Below are 25,677 nucleotides of genomic sequence, written 5' to 3'. Positions count from 1 at the left end.
GCGCCGGGGAGACGCCCTACTGGGAGTCCTCCAGCACGGCCGCCGCCTCCTTCGCAACCTTGATGGCACCCTTGTTGATCTCGTCCGTGCCGGGCGCCTTGCGCGACTCGAAGTCGCTGCCGTTGTAGGTGACGACCACCAGGGCGTTGGACATCCGGACGTACACCACACCCTCCCGGGTCTGCTGCTTGTCCTCCGTGGTGAGGTTCACCACGGAGTACGCCTCGTCGCCGAGACCGGGCACGGCGCCGCCGCCGCTCTTCTCCGTGGTGCGCGTCCTGTAGGCGCTTTCGGCCTTGTCGTCCGACTGCTGGACTTCGTACGAGACATCCAGCCAGCGGTAGTCGAAGCCCTTGAGCGCGTTCCACGAGCAGGTGCGGCGCACGGACTCGTTGGTCGACGCGATCTCCTTGCCGGCCGTCTTCGCGCCGGGAACAAGTGCTTTGACCGTTTTCTCCGTGACGCCGGAGCAGGGCGAGGGCGCCTTCTCGTACGTCTTGGTCACCGTCGCCGTCGACGGCGCGGACTCGTCGGTCGAGACGGGGCCCGACGCCGTGTCCCGCGCGGTGTCCTCCCCGGCCGGGCTCGCGGACAGCGGACCGGACGCCAACGCCCAGCCCGCGACGGCGAGTACGGCGACCGGCATCAGTCGCGCGGTGAGGGCGAGCGGCAGAGGGAGATCACGCACAGCGCACTTCTCGGGGTCGAGGCGGCGGTACCGCCGGGCGATGGGGTACGCCAGTGTCACACGACTGCCTGTGGGACGAAAGTGCGAACTCGCTCCGTGCACACCCGGTGACAGGGTCCCCGCGCGTGCGGAGTCACGGCGTCCCGTGCGGAGTCACGGCCTCCGCGCCCTCGTCCGTGTCAGGATCGGACCATGATCCCGATACGCGGCCGTACGGCCTCCCGCGCGCTCGTGGTGGTGGCGCTGACCCTGGCCGTCGGCGGCTGCGGACTCTCCGAGGAACTCGACCGCGAGCGTGACCCGGACCGTGCCGGGCCCACGGCCGCGGCCTCGTCGGCGGGGACGGAAGCCCCCGGTGGACCGGGTCTCCCGGCGCCTTCCGAGGCGCTTGAGGGCGAGTTGGGGGCGGATCCGACGGGGGACACCTCGCCCGGCACGACGGCCGGCTGCCCGAGCTCCGGGGTGCGTATGCTGCCCGGCCTCGTGGAGGCGGCGATGGGGTTGCGGGCGATGGGCGTGACCCTCACCAACTGCGGCGAGAAGACGTACACCGTCAAGGGCTACCCGTCGATCCAGCTGCTCGACGCAGAAGGCGAGCCCCACGACGGCGTACGTGTCCTCCAGGGCCCCCAGGACGTCACCACAGCCGTGCCCGACCTCGGTCCGCACCAAGTCACCCTGAAACCGGGCGAGTCCGCCGGGACCACACTGGTCTGGCGCAACACGGTCACCGAGGCGGACGCACCGGCCGTGAACGCCCAAACCCTGCGCATCGCCCCGCTCCCCGGCCGCCCCGCGGAGGTCCTCACCCCCGACGGCGGCCTCGACCTGGGCAACACGGGCCGCCTCGGCGCGACGGCCTGGACGAAATTCGCCCCTGACTTCTAACCGTTTGCGCGTACTCCACGGTGATCAGCACCCTGGCACCATGAGCCGGTCACCGTACGACACCGAGCCCCGACTCCCGTCCCTGCCCGAGGAGATCCTCGCCTACTACGAGCGCGGAGGAGAGCTCACCCGCCTCCGGGAGGGCGCCGGTCGGCTGGAGTTCTGGCGCACCAGGGACCTCCTCCGCCGACTGCTGCCCGGGGCGCCCGCGCGCGTGCTCGACGTCGGCGGCGGTACGGGGATCCACGCCGAGTGGCTCGCCGGGGACGGCCACCGGGTCGAGGTCGTCGACCCCGTTCCGCTGCACGTGGAACGGTCCGGGCGGCTGCCCGGGGTCACCGCCCGGCTCGGGGACGCCCGCGCGCTGCCCGCCGAGGACGCCGCACACGACGTCGTGCTGCTCCTCGGTCCGCTGTACCACCTGCCCGAACGGCCCGACCGGGTACGGGCGTTGGCCGAGGCCCGGCGCGCGGTGCGGCCCGGCGGTGTGGTGGTCGCGGCCACGATCAACCGCTTCGCCGGCCTCAACGACAGCCTCAGGCAGGGGAACTACTTCATCCCCGAGCGCCGCGAGCGCACCGACGCCGTGTCGGATCACGGCAGGCACCGGTACTCGCCGGCCGACCCCGACTTCACCACCGCCTACTTCGCCGATCCCGCGGACGTGCCGGGCGAGTTCGCCGAGGCCGGCCTCGCGCCCGACGGACAGTACGGCGTCGAGGGCGTCGCCTGGCTGATGGGCGGGGTGGAGGAGTGGCTGGACGACCCGGAGCGCCGGGAGGCCGTACTGGCGGCGACCCGGCGCATCGAGGCGGAGCCGTCGCTGCTGGGGGCGAGCGGACATGTGCTGACCGTGGGGCGGAGGCCGGGAGAGGATCTGGAGGGCGGCCACTGCTGAACCGCGGTGCGCCGCCCGCTGCGTACGATCACCGAACGCCCGCCGCGCAGTGAGGAGTCCGCCCGTGTTCACCACTCGACCGACGCTCCAGGGGACCTTCGGCATGGTGTCCTCCACGCACTGGCTCGCCTCGCAGTCGGCGATGGCCGTGCTGGAGGACGGCGGCAACGCGTTCGACGCGGCCGTGGCGGCGGGCTTCGTCCTGCACGTCGTCGAACCCCACCTCAACGGCCCGGCGGGCGAGGTGCCCATCCTGCTCGCCCCGGCCGGCGGCGAGGTCCGGGTGCTGTGCGGACAGGGCGTGGCACCCGCCGGGGCGACCGCCGCGCACTACCGGGGGCTCGGCCTCGAACTCGTCCCCGGCACCGGCCCCCTGGCCGCCGCCGTGCCGGGCGCCTTCGACGCGTGGATGCTCCTCCTGCGGGACCACGGCACCAAGGACCTCGCCGACGTCCTGAAGTACGCCATCGGGTACGCGGAGGACGGACACGCGCCCGTGGAGAACGTGGGGGCGACCGTCGAGGCCGTGCGGGACCTCTTCGAGAAGGAGTGGCTGTCGTCGGCGGAGGTGTACCTGCCGGACGGGCGGGCGCCCCGGCCCGGCGAACTGTTCCGCAACCCCGCCCTGGCCGCGACCTGGCGGCGGCTGCTCGCGGAGGTCGAGGGGGCCGGGGACCGGGAGGCCCGGATCGAGGCGGCGCGCGCGGTGTGGCGCTCCGGCTTCGTCGCCGAGGCCCTCGTCCGCCAGGCCGGCCGGCCCACCCTCGACACCAGCGGCGAACGGCACACCGGCACGCTCACCCTGGCCGACCTGGCCGCCTGGTCCGCGACCTACGAGGCGCCGGCGACGTACGACTGGAACGGCTGGACCCTGTGCAAGGCGGGCCCTTGGAGCCAGGGCCCGGTCCTCCTCCAGCAACTCGCCCTGCTGCCGCGCGACCTGCCCCCGTACGGGTCCGCCGAGTACGTGCACCTCCTCGTCGAGGGCTGCAAGCTCGCCATGGCGGACCGGGAGGCCTGGTACGGGGATGCGGCGCCGGTGCCGCTCGCCGAGCTGCTGTCCGACGAGTACAACACCGCGCGGCGGGCGCTCGTCGGCGACACGGCGTCGTACGGCCTGCTGCCGGGCGCCCCGGGCGGCCGTACCCCGCGACTGAGCGCGCACGCGCGCGTGGTGGCCACCGAGGAGCCGGGCTTCAGCGCGCTGGGTGTGGGCGAGCCCACGGTCGCAAGCGGGCTCGGGGGTGTCGGCGAGCCCACCGTGGCCAAGAGCCCCCGGTCGCCGGTGCCGGGGGAGCCGGAGGTCGCGGCGGACGGCGGCACCCGGGGCGACACCTGCCACCTCGATGTCGTCGACCGTTGGGGCAACATGGTCGCGGCCACGCCCAGCGGCGGCTGGCTGCAGTCCAACCCGGTGGTGCCCGAGCTGGGCTTCCCGCTCGGCACCCGGCTGCAGATGGCCTGGCTGGACGAGGGCCTGCCCAACTCCCTCACGCCGGGCCGACGCCCGCGCACCACGCTCACCCCGTCGCTCGCGCTGCGCGACGGGGTGCCCGTCATGGCCTTCGGCACGCCCGGCGGCGACCAGCAGGACCAGTGGCAGCTGCACTTCTTCCTCGCCGTCGCCCTCCGTCCGCACGTGCGCGGCGGCCTCGACCTCCAGGGCGCGATCGACGCCCCGAACTGGCACAACGACAGCTTCCCCGGCTCGTTCTACCCGCGCGGCATGCGCCCCGGCAGCGTCACCGTCGAGTCCCGGACGCCCCCGGCGGTCGTCGAGGAACTGCGCCGGCGCGGCCATGACGTCGTCGTCGGCGAGGCCTGGTCCGAGGGCCGGCTGTGCGCGGTGGCACGCGACCCGGAGACCGGGGTGCTGTCGGCGGCGGCGAACCCGCGCGGCATGCAGGGATACGCGGTCGGGCGCTGAGCCGGGGCGCCTCCTCCCGCTTCCGGGGGCTCCGGCCGGCACCGGGAATTCACGGCGATTCCATGCTGAATGCCCCGAACGGGTGGGGATTGTCAGTGCCGCGTGCTGTCATGGAGACATGATCGAAGACAACGAAACCATCGACGAGTTTCTCGCCCGACACGCCTCGGACGTCGAGGAAGCGATCCGCAAGGCCGCCGCCACGGAGATCATGCCGCGCTTCCGGCAGCTCGCCGCGCACGAGGTCGACCAGAAGAGCGGCCCGCACGACCTGGTGACCGACGCCGACCGCAAAGCCGAGGCGTACCTCACGGAGGCGCTCCCTGCGCTGCTGCCCGGATCGGTCGTGGTGGGCGAGGAGGCGGTGCACGCCAACCCCGCGTCGTACGAGGCGCTCCAGGGGCAGGCACCGGTCTGGATCGTCGACCCGGTGGACGGCACCCGGCAGTTCGTGCGCGGCGAGCCCGGGTTCTGCACGCTGGTCGCCCTCGCCCAGGGTGGGGTCCTGCTCGCCTCCTGGACGTACGCTCCCGCGCTCGACCGGCTCGCCGTGGCGATCCGCGGCCAGGGGGCCACGCTCGACGGTGAGCCGCTGCGTGCCGGAGCGCCCGCCCCCGGCCGCGACCTCGACATAGCCACCTCCCACCCGGACTACACCACCGAGGACCAGAAGCGGGCCCTGCTCGGCCTCTGGACCGACGGGGTGTCCCCGCGTGCCTGCGGCTCGGCCGGGCTGGAGTACCTCGCCATCGCCCGGGGCGACTTGGACGCGGTCGCCTTCAGCTGGGAAGCGGCGTGGGACCACGCGGCCGGCCTCCTGCTGGTCGAGGAGGCGGGCGGCGCCCACCTCACCCTGGCCGGCGAGCCCTTCCGCATCACGGGCGGCAACACCCTGCCGTTCACCGCGGCCCGGGACGCGGCCACGGCCCGCCGCGTGGCGAATCTGCTGGCGGCCGGGGCCTGAAGAGGGGGCCCGGGCCGGCGCGGGGGACAGCCCGCCGGGAACGGGGCACGCGCGCCGGGCCGTGTGGCGGCCCGGGGTGCGGAGGACGGCATGCGGCGGCACGGGGTGCGGAGGACTGCGCGCGGTCCGGCGTGCGAGTCGGCCGGGCGTGGGGTCACCCCTGACCGGTGCTGTCGGTGCCGCGGCATATCCTGAGCGCAGGTGTTGCCGTCGGCGGGAGCCCGTCGGCACGGCCTGCTGGTCATCGGCCGACGACGAAGGGGTCCGGACGTGCCGTCGATGCTCGACGCGGTGGTGGTGGGGGCGGGGCCGAACGGCCTGACGGCCGCCGTGGAGCTGGCCCGCCGCGGCTTCTCCGTGGCCCTGTTCGAGGCGAAGGACACCGTGGGAGGGGGCGCCCGCACCGCGGAGCTGACCCTGCCCGGCTTCCACCACGACCCCTGCTCGGCCGCCCACCCGCTCGGCGTCAACTCGCCCGCGTTCAAGGCGATGCCGCTCCACCGCTACGGCCTGGAGTGGCTGCACGCCGACCTCCCGATGGCGCACCCCTTCCTCGACGGCTCGGCGGCCGTGCTGTCCCGCTCGGTGGGGGAGACGGCCGCCTCGTTCGGGCCGCGTGACGCGGGCGCGTACCGCAGACTGGTCGAGCCCTTCCTGCCCAAGTGGGACACGCTCGCCCGGGACTTCATGTCGCTGCCGCTCTCCGCGCTGCCCCGCGACCCGGTCGGTCTCGCCCGCTTCGGCCTCGTCGGCCTGCCGCCCTCGACCTGGCTGATGCGCCGCTTCAAGGACGAGAAGGCCCAGGCGCTCTTCGCCGGACTCGTCGCCCATGTCATCGCTCCGCTCGGCGGCCTCGCCACCGGCGCCGTCGGCCTGGTCTTCGCCCTGGCCGCGCACGCCGCCGGCTGGCCGGTCGCCCGGGGAGGCTCGCAGGCCATCTCCGACGCGCTCGCCGCCTACCTGAAGGACCTCGGCGGCACCGTCCACACCGACTACGAGGTCAAACGCCTCGACGACCTGCCGCCGGCCCGCGCCTACGTCTTCGACACCTCACCCACCGCGCTGGCCCGGATCGCGGGCTTCGGCGGCCACTACGACGCGTACCGCTACGGCGCGAGCGTCTTCAAGCTCGACTACGCCCTGGACGGCCCCGTGCCGTGGACTGCCGAGGAGGCGCGCCTCGCCGGTACCGTCCAGGTCGGGGCGAGCAGGGCCGAGATCGGCGCGGCGCTCGACGCGGCCTCCCGTCAGGGCCGCGCGCCCGACCGGCCCTTCCTGATCACCGTCCAGCCCAGCCTGGTGGACCCCGGCCGGGCCCCTGAGGGCAAGCACGTCTTCTGGGCCTACGGTCACGTCCCCAACGGCTGGACGGGCGACCTGACGGACGCCGTCGAGCGTCAACTGGAGCGTTTCGCCCCGGGCTTCCGCGACCGTGTGCTCGCCCGCGCCACCGCCGGCCCGCCCGAACTCGCCGCGCACAACGCGAACTACGTGGGCGGCGACATCGCCTGCGGCGCCGCCTCCGGCCTCCAACTGCTGCTGCGCCCCAGGCTCTCGCTCCGCCCGTACGGGACCCCGCACCCGGCCGTGTTCATCTGCTCCTCCGCGACCCCGCCGGGACCCGGGGTGCACGGCATGTCGGGCCACAACGCGGCCAAGGCGGTCTGGCGGAGACTGCGGCAGGAACCCTGAGTCCACCGGCGCTCTTGCCCGCACCCCGGCCAACATCAATCGGGCACGCGCACTGCGCGGAGGGCCGGACCGTGCTGGGGTGCGTCCGCCTCGTCGCCCCGCGTCTGCTGAACGTGCAGATCGAGGACATGCGGCGTGGCGTGCACCAGCATCTCGAACTCGGCACCGGAGAGATCGACTTCCCACCCGTGGTCGCTGTCCTCCAGGGCCTCGACCACCGAGGACCGGTCTCCGTGGAGATCCAGCGCGGTTCCCTCGACGCCCCCGAAGTGGCCCGCCGCCCGCTCGACTTCCTGCGCGGCGACGGCCTGACCCGACCACGCCGGAAACCGCCCGACCCCACCTAACCACCTCTCTCGTCCCTCACCTCCGGCGTTCTTCGCCCCTGGTGTCCCTCACGCTCCAGGCCGCCAACCGCGCCTGTCCGTCTTCGCCGACCCCGACACCCTGGACGTGCGCCGCGGTGCCTCCGGCCATCTGGCCTTCGGCCACGGACTGCACCGGTGCATCGGCCGGTCCCTGGCCCGCGCGGAACTCCAGGTCGGCCTGCCCGTGCTCTTCGCCGTCTGCCGGGCCTGCGCCCGACCGCACCGCCGGAGGACTTCGCGCCGACGATGACCACGGTCCACGGGGTGCGGTCGCTGCCGGTCGGCTGGTAGGCCGTCGCGAACGAGGCGTGCCGCCCACCACGGAGTGCGCCGGAAATGGAGGGCTCGCGTGTCCCGTCGGCTGGTATAGAGGCGGGCATGACGACCATCACCCTCGTCCGGGGCGACATCACCCGGCAGTCCGTCGACGCCATCGTCAACGCCGCGAACTCCTCCCTCCTCGGTGGGGGAGGAGTGGACGGCGCCATCCACCGGCGCGGCGGCCCCGCCATCCTGGCCGACTGCCGCAAGCTCCGCGCCTCCCAGTACGGCAGAGGCCTCCCCACCGGCCAGGCCGTCGCCACCACGGCGGGCGACCTGGACGCGCGCTGGGTCATCCACACCGTCGGACCCGTCCACAGCCAGAGCCTCGACCGCTCCGCCCTGCTCGCTTCCTGCTACCGCGAGTCCCTCCGCGTCGCCGACGAGTTGGGAGCCCGGACCGTCGCCTTCCCGGCCGTCTCCGCCGGCGTCTACGGCTGGCCCATGGCGGACGCCGCCCGTATCGCCGTGGAGACGGTCCGCACCACCGAGACCTCGGTCGAGGAGGTCAGGTTCGTCCTCTTCGACGACGAGGCATACCAGGCGTTCGCCGAACAGACGGGCTGACACCGGCGCGCAGCGGGACGCGGCACGGCTGTCGCTCTCCCGCACTCTGACGGACGAACAGCGCGACCGACTCGAACGGAGTCGTACGGAGGGGTCGTTCGAGGGAATCACGCTGGTCAGGGTGGTCGGCGTGGTCGATCGGCGGGTCCGTCCGGGGCGCTGTGCTCGGTTGCGGCGCCTCGTGGCGCCTCCCACCGTGAGCGCAAGGACAGCTCTTCGAAAGGAACGTGCATGCGCGCCCTCGTCTCCCGTGCTCTTCTCCTGTCGCCTCTGGTCTGCGGGGCACTGGTCTTCGGGCCGGTCGGCACCGCCACCGCGGCCGTCGACGCGGGCCGAACCGCCTCCGACCGTGCCGCTTCCCGGGCCGCCGCGGTCCCCGAACCCGATCTGGACGCCTTCTTCGACTCGTTGGAGAAGGAGATCGACGCCCTCGTGGCGAAGGAGGGGGCGGAGGCGGACGCCATCGTCGACAAGGAGATCGCCGACATGGAGACGCTCCTCGACAAGCTCGAGAGCGACTTGGACGCGCTGCTGGCGGACCTCGACGCCGACACGGACGCGGCCGCGGAGGCGGCGGGCACGGTCACGGAGACCGACGCCGTCGGCATCGACGTGGACGAGCTGCTGGGCCAGCTGGACCTGCTCGACCGCATGGACCAGAACGACGTGCTCGCCCCGTTGCTGGACGAGATGACCACCATCGCCGAGCTGGACGCCGACCAGCTGAACACCACCGAGGCGGCCCGGCACGTCGCGGCGCTCAGGACCGCCCACGCCACCGTGCAGCAGCGGTTGCAGAAGATCGAGGCGGCGGCCCCGACCGGCTCAGACCGCGCCGCCGCGGCGAAGGCCGACCCGGTCGCGGATCTGCCGGCCGCCCTCCAGGCCGCGGTCGACGCCTTGCTGAAGGCGCTGACCTCGCTCGACCTGGGCGCGGTCCTGGGGGCAGTGACCGGTCTGCTCGCCCCGGTCCTCGGTGTCGTCACCGGTCTCCTGCAGCCGGTGCTCGGCCTGGTCACCGGTCTGCTCGGCGGTCTGCTCGGCGGCTTGCCCGCCACGACGCTCCCGGCGATTCCCTCGACGTGACGGACGGCCCGGACACTCGCCTCGGGCACCCGTCCCGGCCACCGGCCGGGGCGGGTGCCGTGTTGTTTGCCCGGTGCTGCGTCCCGATTGCCCGGTGCTGCGTGCTGTCAGCCCGGTGGTGGGAGGTGCCGGTCGCCGCCCGGTGGGCTCAGTCCCCTTCCGGCGCGTCGCTGAGCCCCAGCCGCAGGTGCTCGACGTGGTAGACGGCCTGGTCCAGCAGCTCGGCGACATGGTGGTCGTGCAGCGCGTACACCACGGAACGGCCCCGGCGCTCGCCGACGACCAGGCCGAGGTTGCGCAGCAGACGCAGCTGGTGGGAGCAGGCGGACTGTTCCATCCCGACCTCGGCGGCCAACTCGGTGGCCGGGAGCGGCCCTTCGCGCAGCCTGGCCAGGATCAGCAGGCGGGACGGGGTGGAGAGGGCCTGGAGGGTGGTGGCCACCTTGGCGACGTTGGCCGCGTCCAGACGCACACGAGGGGTGGCGTCCTGCGCTGAGGTGACGGCTCCATGACCCATGGCGAGTATCTTACCCATCGCACATGAAGGCATGAATGAGTCTTCATGTGTTCCTGTATGGTGGCCCGCGTGTCTGCCACCCTCACCCCCACCCCGGTCCGCCGTCCGTCCGCGTCGACGGCCCCCCGCCGCCGCACCCGCGTCCTCGCCCTTCCCGAGGCCCGCTGGGCGCTGGCGTCCACCCTCGCCTTCCTGCTCGCGTTCCCGCTGGACCTGGCCGGAGGCTCCGCCTGGCTGCACGGCCCGCTCTACGCGATCGCCTACGTGGCCGGCGGCTGGGAGCCCGCCCTCGAAGGGCTGCGGGCACTGCGCGAGAAGAGCCTCGACGTCGACCTGCTGATGATCGTGGCGGCGCTGGGCGCGGCCGCGATCGGCCAGGTCCTCGACGGGGCCCTGCTGATCGTCATCTTCGCCACCTCCGGTGCCCTGGAGGCCCTCGCCACCGCCCGCACCGCCGACTCCGTACGGGGTCTGCTCGACCTCGCGCCCACCACGGCCACCCGCCTGTCGCCGGACGGCACCGCCGAGGAGACCGTGCCGACGGACCGGCTCGCCGTCGGTGACGTGGTGCTGGTCCGCCCCGGCGAGCGCATCGGTGCCGACGGGCTGGTCCTTGCGGGGGAGAGCGAGGCTGACCAGGCCACCATCACCGGGGAACCGCTGCCGGTCCCCAAGGCCCCGGGCGACGAGGTCTTCGCGGGCACCCTCAACGGCACGGGAGCGCTGCGCGTCCGCGTCGCGCGTGACCCGGCCGACTCCGTGATCGCCCGCATCGTGAGCCTGGTCGAGGAGGCCTCCCGCACCAAGGCGCCGACCCAGCTCTTCATCGAGAAGGTCGAACAGCGGTACGCCGCCGGTGTCGTCGTCGCCACCCTCGCCGTCTTCGGCGTCCCCCTGGCCTTCGGCGAGGACCTCACGGCCGCGCTGCTCCGCGCCATGACCTTCATGATCGTCGCCTCGCCCTGCGCGGTGGTCCTCGCCACCATGCCGCCGCTGCTCTCCGCCATCGCCAACGCCGGCCGCCACGGCGTCCTTGTGAAGTCCGCCGTCGCGATGGAGCGGCTGGGCGAGATCGACGCCGTCGCGCTCGACAAGACCGGCACCCTCACCGAGGGCACGCCCGAGGTCGTCGCCGTACGACCGCTGCCGGGCTCCGGGCTCGACGAGGACGGACTGCTGGCGCTGGCCGCGGCCGCCGAGTACCCGAGCGAACACCCGCTGGCCCGCGCGGTGGTGGCCGCCGCCGGGTCGCGGGGACTGCGGGTGGCCGCCGCCGAGGACTTCGTGGCCACGCCGGGCCGAGGCGTCCGGGCGACCGTCGAGGGACAGGCGGTGACCGTGGGGCGGGCGGGGGAGCACGGCGGCGACGGCGACGAGGCCGCCGTGGACGCAGCGGTCGCCCCGGGGACGACCGTTCTCGTCGAGCGGGACGGGGCCGCCGTCGGAACGCTCACCCTGGCCGACCGGTTGCGCCACGACGCGCCCGCCGCGGTGGGCGCACTGACCGTCCTGACCGCTGGGTCGCCGGTCCTGCTCACCGGGGACAACGCCCGTGCCGCTGCCCAGGTCGCGGCGGACACCGGCATCGACGACGTGCGGGCCGAGCTGTTGCCGCAGGGCAAGGTGGAGGCCGTGCGGGAGCTGCAGGGCGGGGGCGCGCGGATCCTGTTCGTCGGGGACGGGGTCAACGACGCGCCCGCGCTCGCCGCCGCGCACGCCGGTGTCGCCATGGGCCGGGCCGGCTCCGATCTCGCGCTGGAGACCGCGGACGCGGTGGTGGTGCGCGACGAGCTGGGCGCGATCCCGGCGGTGGTGCGGCTGTCGCGGGCGGCCCGGCGGCTGGTGGTGCAGAACCTGGTGATCGCGGGGGTCTGCATCGCGGTGCTGGTGGTGTGGGACCTGGTCGGTCATCTGCCGCTGCCCCTCGGGGTGGCGGGACACGAGGGGTCCACGGTGCTGGTGGGGTTGAACGGCCTGCGGTTGCTGCGGGAAGCCGCGTGGCGGAGGGCCGCGGGGGCCTGAGAGGGAGGGGCGTCCCGTCGCGCGGCGGCTGCGGGTGCGTCGTGGCCGTTCGCGCAGTTCCCCGTGCCCCTTGAGGACGGCATGGGCTTGCGGAGGTCGCAGGCCACCCCACGCCGATGTCGGATTTCCGCCAGCCCTGCCCCCTCTCCCTCCCCGATGCTTGAGTCATGCGGAACGGGATGCACGCGGATACGGAACGGTGTGTGCGGGCCGTGCGGTCGAAGGACGCGCGGTTCGACGGATGGTTCTTCACGGCGGTGGTGACCACGCGGATCTACTGCCGGCCCAGCTGCCCGGTGGTACCGCCCAAGGCGGAGAACATGACCTTCTACCCGAGTGCGGCGGCCTGTCAGCAGGCCGGGTTCCGGGCCTGCAAGCGGTGCCGGCCGGACACGAGCCCGGGGTCACCGGAGTGGGACCAGCGGGCGGACCTCGTGGCGCGGGCGATGCGGCTGGTCGGGGACGGCGTCGTGGACCGGGAGGGCGTGCCGGGACTGGCACGGCGGCTCGGCTACAGCGCCCGGCAGGTCGAGCGGCAACTGCTGGCCGAGCTGGGCGCGGGCCCGCTGGCCCTCGCCCGGGCGCAGCGGGCGCAGACCGCGCGGCTGCTGATCGAGACGACCGCGCTGCCGATGGCGGAGATCGCGTTCGCCGCCGGGTTCGGGTCGATCCGGACGTTCAACGACACCGTCCGGGAGGTCTTCGCGCTGGCGCCCGGCGCCCTGCGCGAGCGGGCGACGCGGTCGGCCCGGCAGCGCTCCGACTCCGCCAGCACATCAGGGGCGTTGAGCCTCCGGCTGCCGTTCCGGGCCCCGCTCAACCCCGACAACCTCCTCGGACACCTCGCCGCGACCGCCGTACCCGGGGTGGAGGAGTGGCGCGACGGCGCGTACCGGCGCACGCTCCGGCTGCCGTACGGTCACGGCGTCGTCGCCCTCACGCCGGAGCCCGACCACATCGCCTGCCGGCTCTCCCTCGGTGATCTGCGGGACCTGCCCGTCGCCATCAGCCGCTGTCGCCGCATGCTCGATCTGGACGCCGACCCGGTCGCCGTCGACGAGCAACTGCGCACCGATCCCGTGTTCGCGCCGCTGGTGGACAAAGCACCGGGGCGCCGGGTGCCACGGACCGTCGACGAGGCCGAGTTCGCCGTACGGGCGGTGCTCGGCCAGCAGATCTCCACGGCCGCCGCCCGGACCCACGCGGCCCGGCTGGTGGTCGCGCACGGTGAACCGGTCGACGACCCGGAAGGGGGCCTCACCCATCTCTTCCCGTCCCCCGAGTCGCTGGCGGCCGTCGATCCCGAGACCCTCGCGATGCCGCGCACCCGACGGACCACCTTCACCACCCTGGTCGGGCAACTCGCCGACGGAACACTGCACCTGGGCGTCGACAGCGACTGGGCCGAGACCCGTGCCCGGCTCCTCGCGCTGCCCGGTTTCGGTCCCTGGACCGTCGAGGTCATCGCCATGCGCGCGCTCGGCGACCCGGACGCCTTCCTCGCCGGGGACCTCGGCATCCGGCGCGCGGCACGGGAGTTGGGCCTGCCGGCCACCCCGGCGGCCCTCGCCGCCCGGGCCGAGGTCTGGCGGCCGTGGCGGGCGTACGCGGTCCAGTACCTCTGGGCGACGGACAGCCACCCCATCAACTTTCTTCCTGTATAGGACAGTTCATGCAGCAGCAGAAGCGGCACACCGTCGTCGACAGCCCCTACGGCCCCCTGACCCTCGTCGCCGACGACGGTGCCCTGTGCGGCCTCTACATGACCGAACAACGCCATCGCCCGCCGCAGGAGAGCTTCGGCGCACGCGACGACACGGCCTTCGCCGAACCCCGGGAACAGCTGGAGGCCTATTTCGCGGGCGAGTTGAAGGTGTTCACTCTCGAACTCCGGCTGCGGGGAACCCCGTTCCAACGCCAGGTCTGGGAGCAGCTCGCCCGGATCCCCTACGGCGAGACCCGTTCGTACGGCGAACTCGCGGGCGCCCTGGGCAATCCCAAGGCATCCCGCGCGGTCGGTCTGGCCAACGGCAAGAACCCCGTGGGCATCATCGTCCCCTGCCACCGTGTGGTCGGCTCCGACGGCAGCCTCACCGGATACGGCGGCGGCACGGAGCGCAAGCAGCGCCTGCTGGACTTCGAACGGGGCGCGGCCCTCTTCTGAGGGGCCCGGCCCCGGGCCTGTCAGTCGCTCGCCGCGCGGATCTCCCGCAGCACCTCCGGCAGCGCCGCCCCGATCGGCTCCCGTACGATCTCGTCCGCCCGCTCGTCGTACGGGGTCGGCTCGGCGTTGACGATGATCAGACGGGCCCCGTGGTCGGCGGCGACGCCCGCGAGCCCGGCGGCGGGCTGCACCTGGAGACTGCTGCCGACGGCGATGAAGATCTGGCAGGCCTTGCTGATCGCGACGGCCTCGCCGAGGACCACCGGGTCGAGGCGCTGGCCGAACATGACGGTGGCGGACTTCAGCACGCCCCCGCACTTCAGGCACGGCGGGTCGTCCTCACCGGCCTCGACCCGGGCGAGCGCGTCCTCCATCGGCATCCGGGCGTGGCACCCGACACACACCACGGACCGCGCGGAGCCGTGCAGTTCCAGGACCTTGCGGGCGGGCATCCCGGCCAGCTGGTGCAGCCCGTCCACGTTCTGCGTGATCACCCGCACCGGCACCCCGGACCGCTCCAGCTCCGCCACCGCCCGGTGCGCCACGTTCGGCTCGGCCTGGAGTGTCCGGTTCCGCCGCCGCATCTGCCACGAACGCCGGCGGATCTCCGGATCACCCATGTAGTACTCGTACGTCACCAGCTTCTCGGCCTCCGGATCGCGCCGCCACAGTCCGTTGGGGCCCCGGTAGTCGGGGATGCCGGAGTCGGTGGAGATGCCTGCGCCACTGAGGAGGGCGACGAGGGGCTTGTTCATGGGGCGAGCGTAGGTCGGCCCAGCGGCCGGGGCGAGCGGATATCGGCGTGGCGGGTCAGGGGGCGGGCAGGCCGTAGGTGCGGTCGTAGTGCTGGGCGACCAGGACACCGCTGTGGTCGCAGGCGAGCTGCCAGTCGTTGACGCCGGTCTCCACGCCGTCCGTGAAGTTCCACAGGAGCCGGCCCTTGGCGGCGCCGATCGCGTAGAAGCCGTTCTTGTTCTTGTAGGCGGGGACGTAGACCGCCTCGGGGCCCGCCGTGATCGGCTGGTCGATGTTGAGGCGGGGGGTGGGGCAGAACCAACGGCGGGCGCCGGTGCCGGCGTTGAACGCGTACACACCGGCCGGGTCCGTGCCGGTGACGTAGACGGTGTTGCCGTAGCCGCCGAGGGACGCGAACATGCCGCGCTCGGGCTTGACCCGCCAGCGGAGTCTGCCGCTGCCGAGGTCCAGGGCCTTGAGCTCCTGGCCGATGGCGAACACCGTGCGGTTGATCACGGCGAGCCCGGGCCGCAGGTCGTAGCCGACCGGGTACCGCCACAGGACGCCGGAGCTGTCGGTGTCCCGGACCGTGACGTTGCGCAGTCCGTCGGCGTAGACGAAGTAGCCGGGGAGGATGACCGGCGCCAGCTTGATGCCGACGTCCTCCGGGCTGATGGGGATGACCTCGGCGCGGCGGGCCGCGAAATCCACGCCGAACACCGCCTCCGTGGACGTCGCCACGCCCTGCTCGTCGGAGTCGCGCCGGAGCCGCACGCCGATGATGGAGACGGCTTGGTCGTCGGTGGCGCCGAGCAGGGTGGTGAAGCGGAAGTCCGGCCCGAAGTCGATGGTGAAGCGTTCCGTTCCGTCGACCGGGTCGACCCCGATCACGGTCGCCCCCTCACCGAGCGCGATCGCGGCGTCGAAGGCCAGCAGGGCCGGGGTGGGCGACTGACTGATGCCCTCGTAGACCCACTTGGGCCGGGTGCCGTCCTTGAGGTCCAGGCAGACCAGGTCACCCGGCCGGGTCTTCACCAGGGCCGTGCCGTCCTTGAAGGCGGCGGGCGCCTGGAGCAGCGGGGCGCTCCGGTAGGTCCACAGCGGCTTCGGGGCCGGACCCGCGGGCTCCGTGGACGACACCGTCGGCTTGTTGCGGCTGAGCACCAGGCCGGCGCCGACCGCGGCCGCGGCGGAACCCGCCGACACGGTGAGGACGGTGCGCCGGGACGGACCGGAGCGCGGTACGGCACGGCGGTGCCCGGCGGCGCGGTACGGCTCGGGCTCGTCGGGAGCGGCACCGGGCTCCGCGCCGTCGACGGCCCCGCTGTGCCCGCCGTCCCCGTCGGCCGACGACACCTCGGCCGCCCGGCCCCCGGAGCCGTCGTACAGGCCGCCGGAGCCGCCGGACGCGCGCGTCGACGCGGCGTCCGCGATGCCCGGCGCTTCCTCCCGCTCGAAGTCGTACGTGGCCGGTTCCTGCCGCGTGTCGTACACGGCCCGGTCGGGTCGCGGCGTGTAGGCGTGACGTTCCTGCTGGAAGTCGTACGCGTCCTGCTTCCGTTCGGTCTCGGTGGAGCGGAAGGAGACCGACCCGTTCGGCCCGGTCTCCAGGGTCTGCACCGCCGCCGCGCGGAGGGCGACCGAGGAGGCCACCGACGGGGGCAGCCAGCCGTCGGCCGCCAGTTGCTCCACACCGCCGGGCGCGCAGGCGGCGGCCAGCTTGTCCGGGGTGATCCGCAGCCGGGGGTCCTTGGTGAGACAGAGGTTGATGATCTTGTCGAGGGGTTCGGGCACACCGGTCAGATCCGGTGCGCTGTGCACCACCTGGTACAGGAGCGTGGCCGCCGCGCTGCCGCTGAACGGGGCGTGCCCGGACGCGGCGAACGTGAGCACCGAGCCCAGCGAGAAGACGTCCCCCTCGGGGCCCAGCGGCTCGCCCGTGGCCTGCTCGGGGCACATGTACTCGAAGGAGCCGAAGAGCGCGCCGGAGCGGGTGAGGTCGTAGCCGTCGCTCGCCCGGACGATGCCGAAGTCGATCACGCGCGGACCGTCGGCGGCGAGCAGCACGTTGGAGGGCTTCAGGTCGCGGTGCACCAGTCCGGCCGCCTGCACCGAGATCAGGGCCTCGGCGATTCCGGCGCCCAGCACGAGCACCGACTCCACCGGCAGGGGCCCGTGCGCGGCGACCGCCTCGGCCAGGGTGGGCCCGGCGATGTAGTCGGTGGCCAGCCAGGGGGTGGGGGCCTCGGGGTCGGCGTCCACCACGGGCGCGGTGTATCTGCCGCCGACCGCCCCCGCGGCCTCCACCTCGCGGCGGAAGCGGATACGGAAGTTCTTGTCCCCCATCAGCTCGGGCCGGATGGCCTTCACCGCGACGGTCCGCCCCTGCGGGGAGCGCGCCAGATAGACCCGCCCCATCCCTCCTGCGCCGAGCCGTGCCACGAGACGGTAGGGACCTAGCTCCTCGGGATCGTCTGAGCCCAGTGGTTCCATGACCTCAGCTGCCTGTTCGGTGAGGACGGGCGAGAAACGGCCCGCAGGTGGGGGGGAGACCGACTGCCCCGGGCGGCTCCCGGTGACCGTTCCCCCAAAGGCTCCGGATCTCCCGGCGCCACGGCCCGCGCCCGGGCCGCCGGTCACGGGTGTCCCGAGTGCTGCCCCGGCCACCGAACGGGGCGACGAGGCGCGATCGCTCGGACGGGGCTGACGTCAGCCTAGATGCTGGAGTGACGAACGGGCAGCGTTTTCAGCCAGCACTTTAAACTTCCATTAAGTGGAAGGTTCACCCACTTCACGTTCTGTGCAAGGCAAGTTGACGCGATGTCAACTGACTCCTGTCAACGGCGGACGGTGACCGAGCGACCCCGCGGTGGCCGATTCTCGACGGTTCAGGCCACCCGCTCGCCGTTCTCCAGCTCGACCGCCCCCGTGCCCTCCGCCAGCGCGTCGAGGGCGGCCAGCACCCGTCGGCCGAGCGGTCTCAGGAGATACCCGGGCAGTTCGGCGCGCGGGACGAGCCGCCACGACAGCAACTCCTCCTCCTGCAACCGGATCCGCTTCAGATCGTCCTCGTCGAGCACCCCGCCGTCGTACACATACGCGACCAGCGGCGGCCGTCCCGCCCCGCGCACCCAGTCCACGGCGAGCAGCCGCCCCGGCTCCACGTCCAGCCCGATCTCCTCCAGGGTCTCGCGCCGCGCCCCCTGCCTCGGGCTCTCGCCGTCGTCCGACTCGATCGTCCCGCCCGGAAGCGCCCATCCCTCACGGTAGTTGGGCTCGACGAGCAGAACGCGCCCCTCGGCGTCACGGAAGATCGCGGCGGCACCGGCGAGGATACGGGGCAGGCTCGCGATGTACGCGGCGAAGTCCTGAGCGGTCATCCGCCCAGGGTAGACGGCCCGCGACGGCGGGAAATCGGCGCTCGGGGAGCGGAAGGACCGGCGCTCAGGGGCCGAATGCCTCGGCCAATCGCACCGTGCGCTGCGCGAGTTCGCTGATGCGCACCCCGTCGAAGCCGAACACGGCGCTGCGCACGGTGTCCTCCAACGGGTCCTTCCAGCGCTCCGGGATCGCCGCCGCCCCGCACAGCACACCCGCCACCGAACCGGCGGTGGCCCCGTTGGAGTCGGTGTCCAGGCCGCCTCGGACGGTCAGCGCGAGGGTGCGGGTGAAGTCGCCCTCGCCGTAGAGCAGCCCGGCCGTGAGCACGGCGGCGTTCGGCACCACGTGGATCCAGCCGAGCCCGGACGTCTCCTCGCCCACCGTCGTGAGCGTCTCCTCCCAGGCCAGTCCGGCCTCGTACAGCGACACCACCCGCCGCACCGTCCGCGCCAGCCGGCTGCTCGCCGGGACCACCGCCAGCGCCTCGTCCAGCGCGGCCCGCGCCCCCGGCGCCGTGAATGCCGCCGCGATCAGCGCCGCCGCCCACATCGACCCGTACACGCCGTTGCCGGTGTGCGACAGCACCGCGTCGCGCCGGGCCAGCGAGGCAGCGCGCCGGGGCAGGCCGGGGGAGGTCCAGCCGAAGACGTCGGCGCGGATCAGGGCGCCGATCCACTCCTGGTACGGGTTGTCGTAGGTTGCCGTCAGCGGCGGCTTCAGCCCGTTCGCGAGGTTCCGGTACGCCACCCGCTCCGCCGTGAACGTCTGGAGGTACGGCAGCCGCAGCAGCCACAGGTCACCGAGCTGCTCGGTGCTGAAATCGAAGCCGTGCGTCTCCAGCAGGTGCAGCCCGAGGATCGCGTAGTCCACGTCGTCGTCGCGGCAGCTGCCGTGGATCCGCCCGCGCACGCACTCGCGCCACTCCGGCCGCAGCGCGAGCCCGTCGCTCTCAGTGGGCGGTTCCGGGAGGTAGTCGGTGAGCGGCAGGGCACCGGCCAGCCGTAGATAGCGGTCGATGCGCGCCCGTGTCCACACCTCCCCCTGCTCCACCGGCTTCCCGAGCATGTTCCCCGCGATCCGGCCCAGCCAGCCCCCGAGCACACGGTCGGCGAGCTCGGCGCCGACCGGGGGCGCGAGGGAGGTGGTGGTCGTGGGCGTCATGTCCGAAGGTCTACCCGATTCCGCCCGATTCCGCGCACGCCGGCCCGGCGGGGCTCGCGCGGCGTCCGCCCGTGGTGTCCGCCCGGCGCCGTCCGGCGGACGGTCTTCGGTGGACGGTGTTCGGTGGGCGGGACGGGGCATGACGTACCGGGACCGGGGCGGTTAGGGTCACAGCGGCGCGACTGCCTTGACGTGCGCAAGGCCCGACGAGCGAGGGGAACGCAAGGTGGCGAACGCCGCGATGGACGGGATCGACACGTCCGGCGACAGGGACATGCCTGGCGACACAGGCACGGACACGGCCGACGGCACGGGCACGGCCGCCCCGCGGGTGCTGATTGCCGCGGACAAGTTCAAGGGCACGCTGACGGCCGTCCAGGTCGCCGAGCGGGTCACGGCGGGCCTGCGCCGGGTCCTGCCCGACCTGGAGGTCGAGGCGCTGCCGGTCGCCGACGGCGGCGACGGCACGGTGGCCGCGGCGGTCGCGGCCGGTTTCGAACGCCGCGAGGTACGGGTCGCGGGGCCGCTCGGTGAGCCCGTCACCGCCGCCTACGCGCTGCGCGGTGACACGGCCGTCGTGGAGATGGCCGAGGCGAGCGGCCTGCAACGGCTCCCCGCCGGGGTCTTCGCACCGCTCACGGCCTCCACGTACGGCTCCGGGGAGCTCTTGCGCGCCGCGCTCGACGCGGGCGCCCGCACGATCGTGTTCGGCGTCGGCGGCAGCGCCACGACGGACGGCGGCGCCGGCATGCTGGCCGCGCTCGGCGCGCGCTTCCTGGACGCGGCGGGGGAGCCCGTCGGGCCCGGCGGCGGAGGCCTGCGCGACCTGGTGACGGCGGACCTGTCGGGCCTCGACGAGCGGCTCACGTCGGTCGACCTCGTCCTGGCCAGCGATGTCGACAACCCGCTGACGGGCCCGAAGGGCGCCCCGGCCGTGTACGGCCCGCAGAAGGGCGCGAGCCCCGAGGACGTGGCGGCGCTGGACGCGGCCCTGACGCACTTCGCGGCCGTCCTGGAGAAGACGGTCGGGCCGCGCGCCGCCGAGCACGCCCTCGCCCCGGGCGCGGGCGCCGCGGGCGGCATCGGCTACGGCGCCCTCGTCCTCGGTGCCCGCTTCCGGCCCGGCATCGAGGTGATGCTCGACGTGCTGGGCTTCGCGGCGGCGCTGTCGAAGGCCACGCTCGTCATCACCGGCGAGGGCTCCCTCGACGAGCAGACCCTGCACGGCAAGGCCCCGGCGGGGGTCGCGGCGGCCGCCCGCGCCGCCGACAAGGAGGTCGTGGCGGTCTGCGGACGCCTGGCCCTGCCACCGGAGGCCCTGGGCCGGGCCGGCATCCGCAGGGCATACCCCCTGACGGAGGCCGAGCCGGACGTGGAGCGGTGCCTGGCGGATCCGGGGCCGATCCTGGAACGGGTGGCCGAGGGGATCGGCCGGGACTTCCTGACCTGACGGCTAGGGCATCGGGATCAGATTGCCGTCCAGTTCCCTGAAGTAGCTGCCGCTGCCGAGGCCCTCGACCTTGCCGTTCTTGAGCCAGTGCTTCGAGAAGCGGTGGATGGCCTCGGCGGTGGTCTCCCAGACGAGCGAGTGACCCGAACCCTCGAAGCAGAACATCAGCTTCTTCGACCCCGCGATGGCCTTGTACAGGGCCGGCACGGAGAAGTTCAGATCGTCCGGCATCGGCGTCGGAGTGTTGGCCGTCCGGTCGTTCTGTCCGTAGAGGATGAGCACGGGTACACGGCCACCGAGCACGTACTTGTTCTGGTGCATGAGCGGCACGGTGTGGTTGTTCCAGCCCCACCAGTAGGTGTTGCGGTATCGCAGGACGCCCTCCGGCTCGCCGCCGTTCACCCTGCGGCCCCACTTGCTGCCTTCGTGGTCGTCCCGCATACAGGCCTCCCACGCCAGTTCGTCGATGCCGGGCTCCCAGAGGGCGGCGGGACCGCTCAGCGAGGCCTTGAACCCCGACTTGCTGGCGACGTGCATCGGGAAACCGGGCCGAGGCAGCTGCGCGGCCTCGGCCGGACGCCCGAAGGGTTCGTCGACCTGCTCCGACCAGCGCCCCTTCGGCGGGAACATCGGGGCGAGCAGGAAGAGGCTCCTGACGTCGTCGGGGTTCTGGAGCGCGTAGGGGCCCATCACGAACGCGGCCGCGGACCAGCCCACGAAGTGGATCGGCTTGTCCGCGTCGGGACGGCTCCTGATGAAGTCGACGACCGTCTTCACCTCGGCCCATTCGCTCTCCGAGTTGCCCAGCTGGTAGGGGTACGGGGGTGGCGGAGTGCACGGTTCCGGCAGGGGGTTGGGGACGAGCACCGGCGCCTGCTGGGCGGGATTGGCGTTGCACGGCACGTCCATCATCGGGCGGGGTGACCGTCCGGAGCCCTGGAGGTCCATGATGAAGACGTCGAAGCCGGCCTTCGCCAGTTCCTGTGCCCAGCTGTACCGGATCGGGTTGTCACCGGGCACCGGTGCGAGGTCGAAGCCGGGGAGTGCCGGCACGCTCCTGCCGTGCAGCATCAGCACGGTCGCGCGCTCGTGCCCGTGCGTGGCCCTGTACTCGCGGACGGGCAGCTCCACCTCGATGTCCTCGTTCGCCGGGATCTTCGAGACGTGCCTCACCCTGTGCTCTTCGAGTTCGTACGAGGTCATGCTCTTCTCCTGACGCTTGACGCTCGAAAGGGATCAAATAATGTGAAATCCCCCCTCTCCACCGTCCGCCTCTTCCTCACCCGCAGCAACTGGAGCCCCACGCGAGGTAGTTGACCCCTCAAGGGCAACCCCGACGCCCTTGAACGCGAAACGGGTGTGGCCCGAGCCGTATCGGCTCGGGCCACACCCCTCAGTGCTGGAGCGGAGCGTCAGGGCAGCTGGGTCGCCCGCGCCTCGCGCCGGTTGTCGCGGAAGTTGTTCACCCGGCGGGCCGTGGCGAACAGCGGGATGACCGCGCCCATGACGAGCTGCAGCGCGCAGCCGGTCTGGAGGAGGAGCTGGCCGCCGGGGGCGTCGAAGGCCCAGGCCGCCAGGAGGCCCATCGCGAGGACGATCCAGGTGAGCACCGCGCCCGCGAGGGGACCCCGCGGCTTCGGGTACTCGACGCGGCTCACCATCAGCCACGCGACACCGACGATGGCCAGGAGCGTCGCCACGAAGGGCAGCTCCAGCAGCACGATCGAGATGACCGTCAGCGCGCCGAACGGCGACGGCATGCCCTGGAAGGTGCCGTCCTTCACCGTCACGCAGGAGAATCTCGCGAGCCTCAGCACCACGGCCAGCAGCACGACGATCGCCCCCACCGCCGCCACCCGCTGGTGCGCGTCGTCCGCGACCATGCCGTAGACGAGGACGAAGTACGCCGGCGCGAGGCCGAAGCTGATGAGGTCGGAGAGGTTGTCCAGCTCCGCGCCCATCGGCGAGGAGCGGAGCTTGCGCGCCACCAGCCCGTCGAACAGGTCGAAGATCGCCGCGCACAGCATCAGGATCACGGCCGTGGCCGCGCTGTGCCGGGCCATGCCCGACTCCTGGCTACCGGTGAGGTGCGGGATCAGGATGCCCGTGGTGGTGAAGTACACCGCCATGAAGCCGCACGTGGCGTTGCCGAGGGTGAGCGTGTCCGCTATCGACAGGCGGAGCGACAGCGGCATCTCCTCCGCGTCGTCCTCGACCTCGTCGACTTCGGGCACCCAGCCCGTCGCGGCCGTCTGGCCGGGTTGGGTCTCCGGATCAATCACGGTCAATGCGAGTCACCCCAGCCACGGTCTTCTGGCCCACCTCGACGTCGATCTCCACACCCTCGGGCAGGTAGATGTCGACGCGGGAGCCGAAGCGGATCAGCCCGATCCGGTCACCCTGCTCGACCTTGGTGCCCTCGGGGATGTACGGAACGATACGGCGAGCCACGGCGCCGGCGATCTGGATCATCTCGATGTCACCGAGTTCGGTGTCGAAGTGCCAGACGACGCGCTCGTTGTTCTCGCTCTCCTTGTTGAACGCCGGTACGAACCCACCCGGGATGTGCTCCACGGACGTCACCGTGCCGGAGAGCGGCGCGCGGTTGACGTGGACGTTGAGCGGGCTCATGAAGATCGCGACGCGGGTGCGGCCGTCCTTCCACGGCATGATGCTCTGCACCACCCCGTCGGCGGGCGAGATGACCCGGCCCTGGGCGATCTCACGCTCGGGGTCGCGGAAGAACCACAGCATGCCCGCCGCCAGCGCGGTGGCGGGTACGGCCACGGCCCGGGCAGCGCCGGAGCGGCGCGAACGGGCGAGGCTGAGTGCTGCGGTGGCGACGGTCGGGAGAAGCCACGGCGATGCTCCGCGCGCAAGACGTACGCCTGCCAGGCTGTCGCGTGGTGCAGAGGTTTGGCTGTGGGGCATGGATGACCTTCGTAGCGGATGATGCCGCGCGGTGACTGGGGACGGCGGCTTTCACGGGATCGTACCGGTCGCGGACCGCAACTGGGCAAGCCAGGAAGCCGAGTCGACGGCCGAAGAGTGCTGACGGGGTGTGATCTTCTTCTCGAAGAAAACACCCCGAACCAGACATCCGACCCCGGACCGAACGCGTACTAGCCCTGGAATCGATACTCTTCGAGCAGTCGACGACCGATGATCATTTTCTGGATTTCGGCGGTACCTTCACCGATCAGCAGCATCGGCGCCTCGCGGTAGAGACGCTCGATCTCGTACTCCTTGGAGAAGCCGTAACCGCCGTGGATCCGGAAAGCGTCCTCGACGACTTCTTTGCAGTATTCGGAGGCGAGGTACTTCGCCATCCCTGCTTCGAGGTCGTTTCGTTCGCCCGAGTCCTTTTTGCGTGCTGCGTTGACCATCATCGCATGCGCGGCCTCGACCTTGGTAGCCATCTCGGCCAGCTTGAACTGGATCGCCTGGTGCTGGGCGATCTGCTTGCCGAAAGTGTGGCGCTGCTGGGCGTACTGGACACCGAGTTCGAATGCACGCTGAGCGACACCGCAGCCACGTGCGGCCACATTCACCCGGCCGACCTCGACGCCGTCCATCATTTGGTAAAATCCCCGGCCGGTGGTGCCGCCGAGTACACGATTGGCCGGAATGCGCAGTCCGTCCATGATGAGCTCGGTCGTGTCGACGCCCTTGTAGCCCATCTTGTCGATCTTCCCGGGAATGGTGAGGCCCGGGCGGACCTCTCCGAAGCCGGGCTCCTTCTCGACGAGGAAGGTCGTCATCGACTTGTGGGGCGCCGTGCCCTCGGGGTGTCCTTCGTCACTTCGGACGAGTACGGCGACGAGTGTTGACGTTCCGCCGTTCGTGAGCCACATCTTCTGACCGTTCAGGACATACTCGTCGCCGTCCTTGACCGCCTTCGATGTGATCGCCGACACATCGGAACCGAGCCCCGGCTCCGACATCGAGAAGGCGCCGCGGACGTCACCGGCCGCCATCCTCGGCAGGAAGTGGTCCTTCTGCTCCTGCGTGCCGTGCTGCTTGAGCATGTACGCCACGATGAAGTGCGTGTTGATGATCCCGGACACGGACATCCAGCCCCGGGCGATCTCCTCCACGCACAGCGCGTACGTGAGGAGGGACTCGCCCAGACCGCCGTACTCCTCGGGGATCATCAGGCCGAACAGGCCCAGCTCCTTGAGCCCGTCGACGATCTGCTGCGGGTACTCGTCCCGGTGCTCCAGCTCGGTCGCGACCGGGATGATCTCCTTGTCCACGAAGTCACGGACGGTGGAGAGGATCTCCCGCTGGACATCCGTGAGGCCGTGGGTCTGGGCGAGTCGTGCCATGGCTACTTCTCCTGCTCCCTGAGCTCGGGGCGGCCCGGCTGCTCGCCGCCGCGCTCCTTGATGTAGGTCTCGGTGGGCACCATGACCTTGCGACGGAACACACAGACCAGCGTGCCGTCCTGCTTGTAGCCCTTGGTCTCCACGTACACGATGCCGCGGTCGTTCTTCGACTTCGACGGCCACTTGTCGAGCACGGTCGTCTGGCCGTAGATCGTGTCGCCGTGGAAGGTCGGCGCCACGTGCCGCAGCGACTCGATCTCCAGGTTGGCGATCGCCTTGCCGGAGACGTCCGGCACGGACATGCCCAGCAGCAGCGAGTAGACGTAGTTCCCGACCACCACGTTCTTGCCGAAGTCCGTCGTCCTCTCGGCGTAGTTGACGTCCATGTGGAGCGGGTGGTGGTTCATGGTGAGGAGACAGAAGAGGTGGTCGTCGTACTCCGTGACCGTCTTCCCGGGCCAGTGCTTGTACACCGCCCCGACCTCGAACTCCTCGTAGGTGCGTCCGAACTGCATCGCGC

At 72.3% G+C, this 25,677-nt stretch carries 22 protein-coding genes and 1 pseudogene; 12 read left to right on the top strand and 11 right to left on the bottom strand.

The window, feature by feature from the left end:
* Positions 1-16 precede the first annotated feature (16 nt).
* The gene (locus tag P8T65_RS08540; protein ID WP_316724761.1) at positions 17-688 is read right to left on the bottom strand and encodes a hypothetical protein; all 672 of its coding nucleotides are present in this window, start codon (positions 686-688) and stop codon (positions 17-19) included.
* A gap of 192 nt (positions 689-880) precedes the next feature.
* Between P8T65_RS08540 and P8T65_RS08535 the strand changes: the two genes are divergently transcribed.
* The 8 genes and pseudogenes from P8T65_RS08535 (at position 881) to P8T65_RS08500 (ending at position 9,399) form a co-directional block, all read left to right on the top strand.
* Positions 881-1,576 (top strand): DUF4232 domain-containing protein, encoded by a 696-nt coding sequence (locus P8T65_RS08535; RefSeq protein ID WP_316724760.1) that lies wholly within the window; start codon positions 881-883, stop codon positions 1,574-1,576.
* A gap of 40 nt (positions 1,577-1,616) precedes the next feature.
* On the top strand, positions 1,617-2,474 hold the full coding sequence (locus tag P8T65_RS08530; protein WP_316724759.1) for a class I SAM-dependent methyltransferase: 858 nt from the start codon (positions 1,617-1,619) through the stop codon (positions 2,472-2,474).
* Between the two features lie 64 nt (positions 2,475-2,538).
* Positions 2,539-4,401, top strand: a complete 1,863-nt coding sequence (locus P8T65_RS08525) for a gamma-glutamyltransferase (RefSeq protein WP_316724758.1) — start codon at positions 2,539-2,541, stop codon at positions 4,399-4,401.
* Positions 4,402-4,519: 118 nt separating this feature from the next.
* The gene (locus P8T65_RS08520) at positions 4,520-5,365 is read left to right on the top strand and encodes an inositol monophosphatase family protein (RefSeq protein ID WP_316724756.1); all 846 of its coding nucleotides are present in this window, start codon (positions 4,520-4,522) and stop codon (positions 5,363-5,365) included.
* Between the two features lie 279 nt (positions 5,366-5,644).
* Positions 5,645-7,057, top strand: a complete 1,413-nt coding sequence (locus P8T65_RS08515; RefSeq protein ID WP_316731524.1) for an NAD(P)/FAD-dependent oxidoreductase — start codon at positions 5,645-5,647, stop codon at positions 7,055-7,057.
* A gap of 38 nt (positions 7,058-7,095) precedes the next feature.
* Positions 7,096-7,404 (top strand): annotated as a pseudogene (locus P8T65_RS08510) (sugar phosphate isomerase/epimerase family protein); the annotation flags it as partial.
* A gap of 399 nt (positions 7,405-7,803) precedes the next feature.
* Positions 7,804-8,313, top strand: coding sequence for an O-acetyl-ADP-ribose deacetylase (locus P8T65_RS08505; RefSeq protein WP_230213602.1), 510 nt, complete (start codon positions 7,804-7,806; stop codon positions 8,311-8,313).
* Between the two features lie 231 nt (positions 8,314-8,544).
* The gene (locus P8T65_RS08500; protein ID WP_316724755.1) at positions 8,545-9,399 is read left to right on the top strand and encodes a hypothetical protein; all 855 of its coding nucleotides are present in this window, start codon (positions 8,545-8,547) and stop codon (positions 9,397-9,399) included.
* A gap of 148 nt (positions 9,400-9,547) precedes the next feature.
* Here P8T65_RS08500 and P8T65_RS08495 read toward each other — a convergent pair whose 3' ends face one another.
* Positions 9,548-9,916, bottom strand: a complete 369-nt coding sequence (locus P8T65_RS08495; protein WP_316724754.1) for a metalloregulator ArsR/SmtB family transcription factor — start codon at positions 9,914-9,916, stop codon at positions 9,548-9,550.
* Between the two features lie 57 nt (positions 9,917-9,973).
* On the opposite strand from P8T65_RS08495, the gene P8T65_RS08490 reads away from it, so the two are divergent.
* The 3 genes from P8T65_RS08490 to P8T65_RS08480 all read left to right on the top strand — a co-directional run bounded on the left by P8T65_RS08490 (position 9,974) and on the right by P8T65_RS08480 (position 14,102).
* Positions 9,974-11,938: a heavy metal translocating P-type ATPase gene (locus P8T65_RS08490; protein ID WP_316731523.1), complete on the top strand. Its 1,965-nt coding sequence runs from the start codon at positions 9,974-9,976 to the stop codon at positions 11,936-11,938.
* 179 nt (positions 11,939-12,117) lie between these two features.
* Positions 12,118-13,602: an AlkA N-terminal domain-containing protein gene (locus P8T65_RS08485; RefSeq protein ID WP_316731522.1), complete on the top strand. Its 1,485-nt coding sequence runs from the start codon at positions 12,118-12,120 to the stop codon at positions 13,600-13,602.
* 8 nt (positions 13,603-13,610) lie between these two features.
* Positions 13,611-14,102 carry a methylated-DNA--[protein]-cysteine S-methyltransferase gene (locus tag P8T65_RS08480; protein ID WP_184901392.1) on the top strand — a complete coding sequence of 164 codons (492 nt, stop codon included), beginning with the start codon at positions 13,611-13,613 and terminating at the stop codon, positions 14,100-14,102.
* 20 nt (positions 14,103-14,122) lie between these two features.
* On the opposite strand, the gene P8T65_RS08475 is transcribed toward P8T65_RS08480, so the two are convergent.
* The 4 genes from P8T65_RS08475 to P8T65_RS08460 form a co-directional block, all read right to left on the bottom strand.
* Entirely contained in the window at positions 14,123-14,857 is a 735-nt protein-coding gene (locus P8T65_RS08475; RefSeq protein ID WP_316724752.1) for a Sir2 family NAD-dependent protein deacetylase, read from the bottom strand.
* Between the two features lie 55 nt (positions 14,858-14,912).
* Positions 14,913-17,330: a protein kinase domain-containing protein gene (locus tag P8T65_RS08470; protein ID WP_316724750.1), complete on the bottom strand. Its 2,418-nt coding sequence runs from the start codon at positions 17,328-17,330 to the stop codon at positions 14,913-14,915.
* Positions 17,331-17,725: 395 nt separating this feature from the next.
* A complete protein-coding gene (locus P8T65_RS08465; protein ID WP_316724748.1) occupies positions 17,726-18,217 on the bottom strand; it encodes an NUDIX hydrolase in 492 nt (163 codons plus the stop codon).
* A 64-nt stretch (positions 18,218-18,281) separates the two neighbouring features.
* Positions 18,282-19,379 (bottom strand): ADP-ribosylglycohydrolase family protein, encoded by a 1,098-nt coding sequence (locus P8T65_RS08460; RefSeq protein WP_316724746.1) that lies wholly within the window; start codon positions 19,377-19,379, stop codon positions 18,282-18,284.
* A 241-nt stretch (positions 19,380-19,620) separates the two neighbouring features.
* Here P8T65_RS08460 and P8T65_RS08455 point away from each other — a divergent pair, with 241 nt between their 5' ends.
* Complete coding sequence (locus P8T65_RS08455) at positions 19,621-20,829, top strand: glycerate kinase (protein WP_399103016.1); 1,209 nt, start codon at positions 19,621-19,623, stop codon at positions 20,827-20,829.
* A 3-nt stretch (positions 20,830-20,832) separates the two neighbouring features.
* Here P8T65_RS08455 and P8T65_RS08450 read toward each other — a convergent pair whose 3' ends face one another.
* From P8T65_RS08450 to P8T65_RS08430, 5 genes are all read right to left on the bottom strand, one after another.
* Positions 20,833-22,032 (bottom strand): alpha/beta fold hydrolase, encoded by a 1,200-nt coding sequence (locus P8T65_RS08450; protein ID WP_316724745.1) that lies wholly within the window; start codon positions 22,030-22,032, stop codon positions 20,833-20,835.
* Between the two features lie 209 nt (positions 22,033-22,241).
* Positions 22,242-23,063 carry a CDP-diacylglycerol--serine O-phosphatidyltransferase gene (gene pssA / locus P8T65_RS08445; protein WP_184903917.1) on the bottom strand — a complete coding sequence of 274 codons (822 nt, stop codon included), beginning with the start codon at positions 23,061-23,063 and terminating at the stop codon, positions 22,242-22,244.
* Positions 23,064-23,103: 40 nt separating this feature from the next.
* Entirely contained in the window at positions 23,104-23,760 is a 657-nt protein-coding gene (locus P8T65_RS08440; RefSeq protein ID WP_078531507.1) for a phosphatidylserine decarboxylase, read from the bottom strand.
* A gap of 191 nt (positions 23,761-23,951) precedes the next feature.
* Positions 23,952-25,157: an acyl-CoA dehydrogenase family protein gene (locus P8T65_RS08435; protein ID WP_184901404.1), complete on the bottom strand. Its 1,206-nt coding sequence runs from the start codon at positions 25,155-25,157 to the stop codon at positions 23,952-23,954.
* A gap of 2 nt (positions 25,158-25,159) precedes the next feature.
* Positions 25,160-25,672 (bottom strand): MaoC family dehydratase, encoded by a 513-nt coding sequence (locus tag P8T65_RS08430; protein ID WP_316724739.1) that lies wholly within the window; start codon positions 25,670-25,672, stop codon positions 25,160-25,162.
* Positions 25,673-25,677: the final 5 nt, after the last annotated feature.

The organism is Streptomyces sp. 11x1 (assembly GCF_032598905.1).
GTDB lineage: Bacteria > Actinomycetota > Actinomycetes > Streptomycetales > Streptomycetaceae > Streptomyces.
The sequence above is the reverse complement of the archived record's forward strand: the minus strand, read 5'-3'. Positions and strand labels throughout refer to the sequence as shown.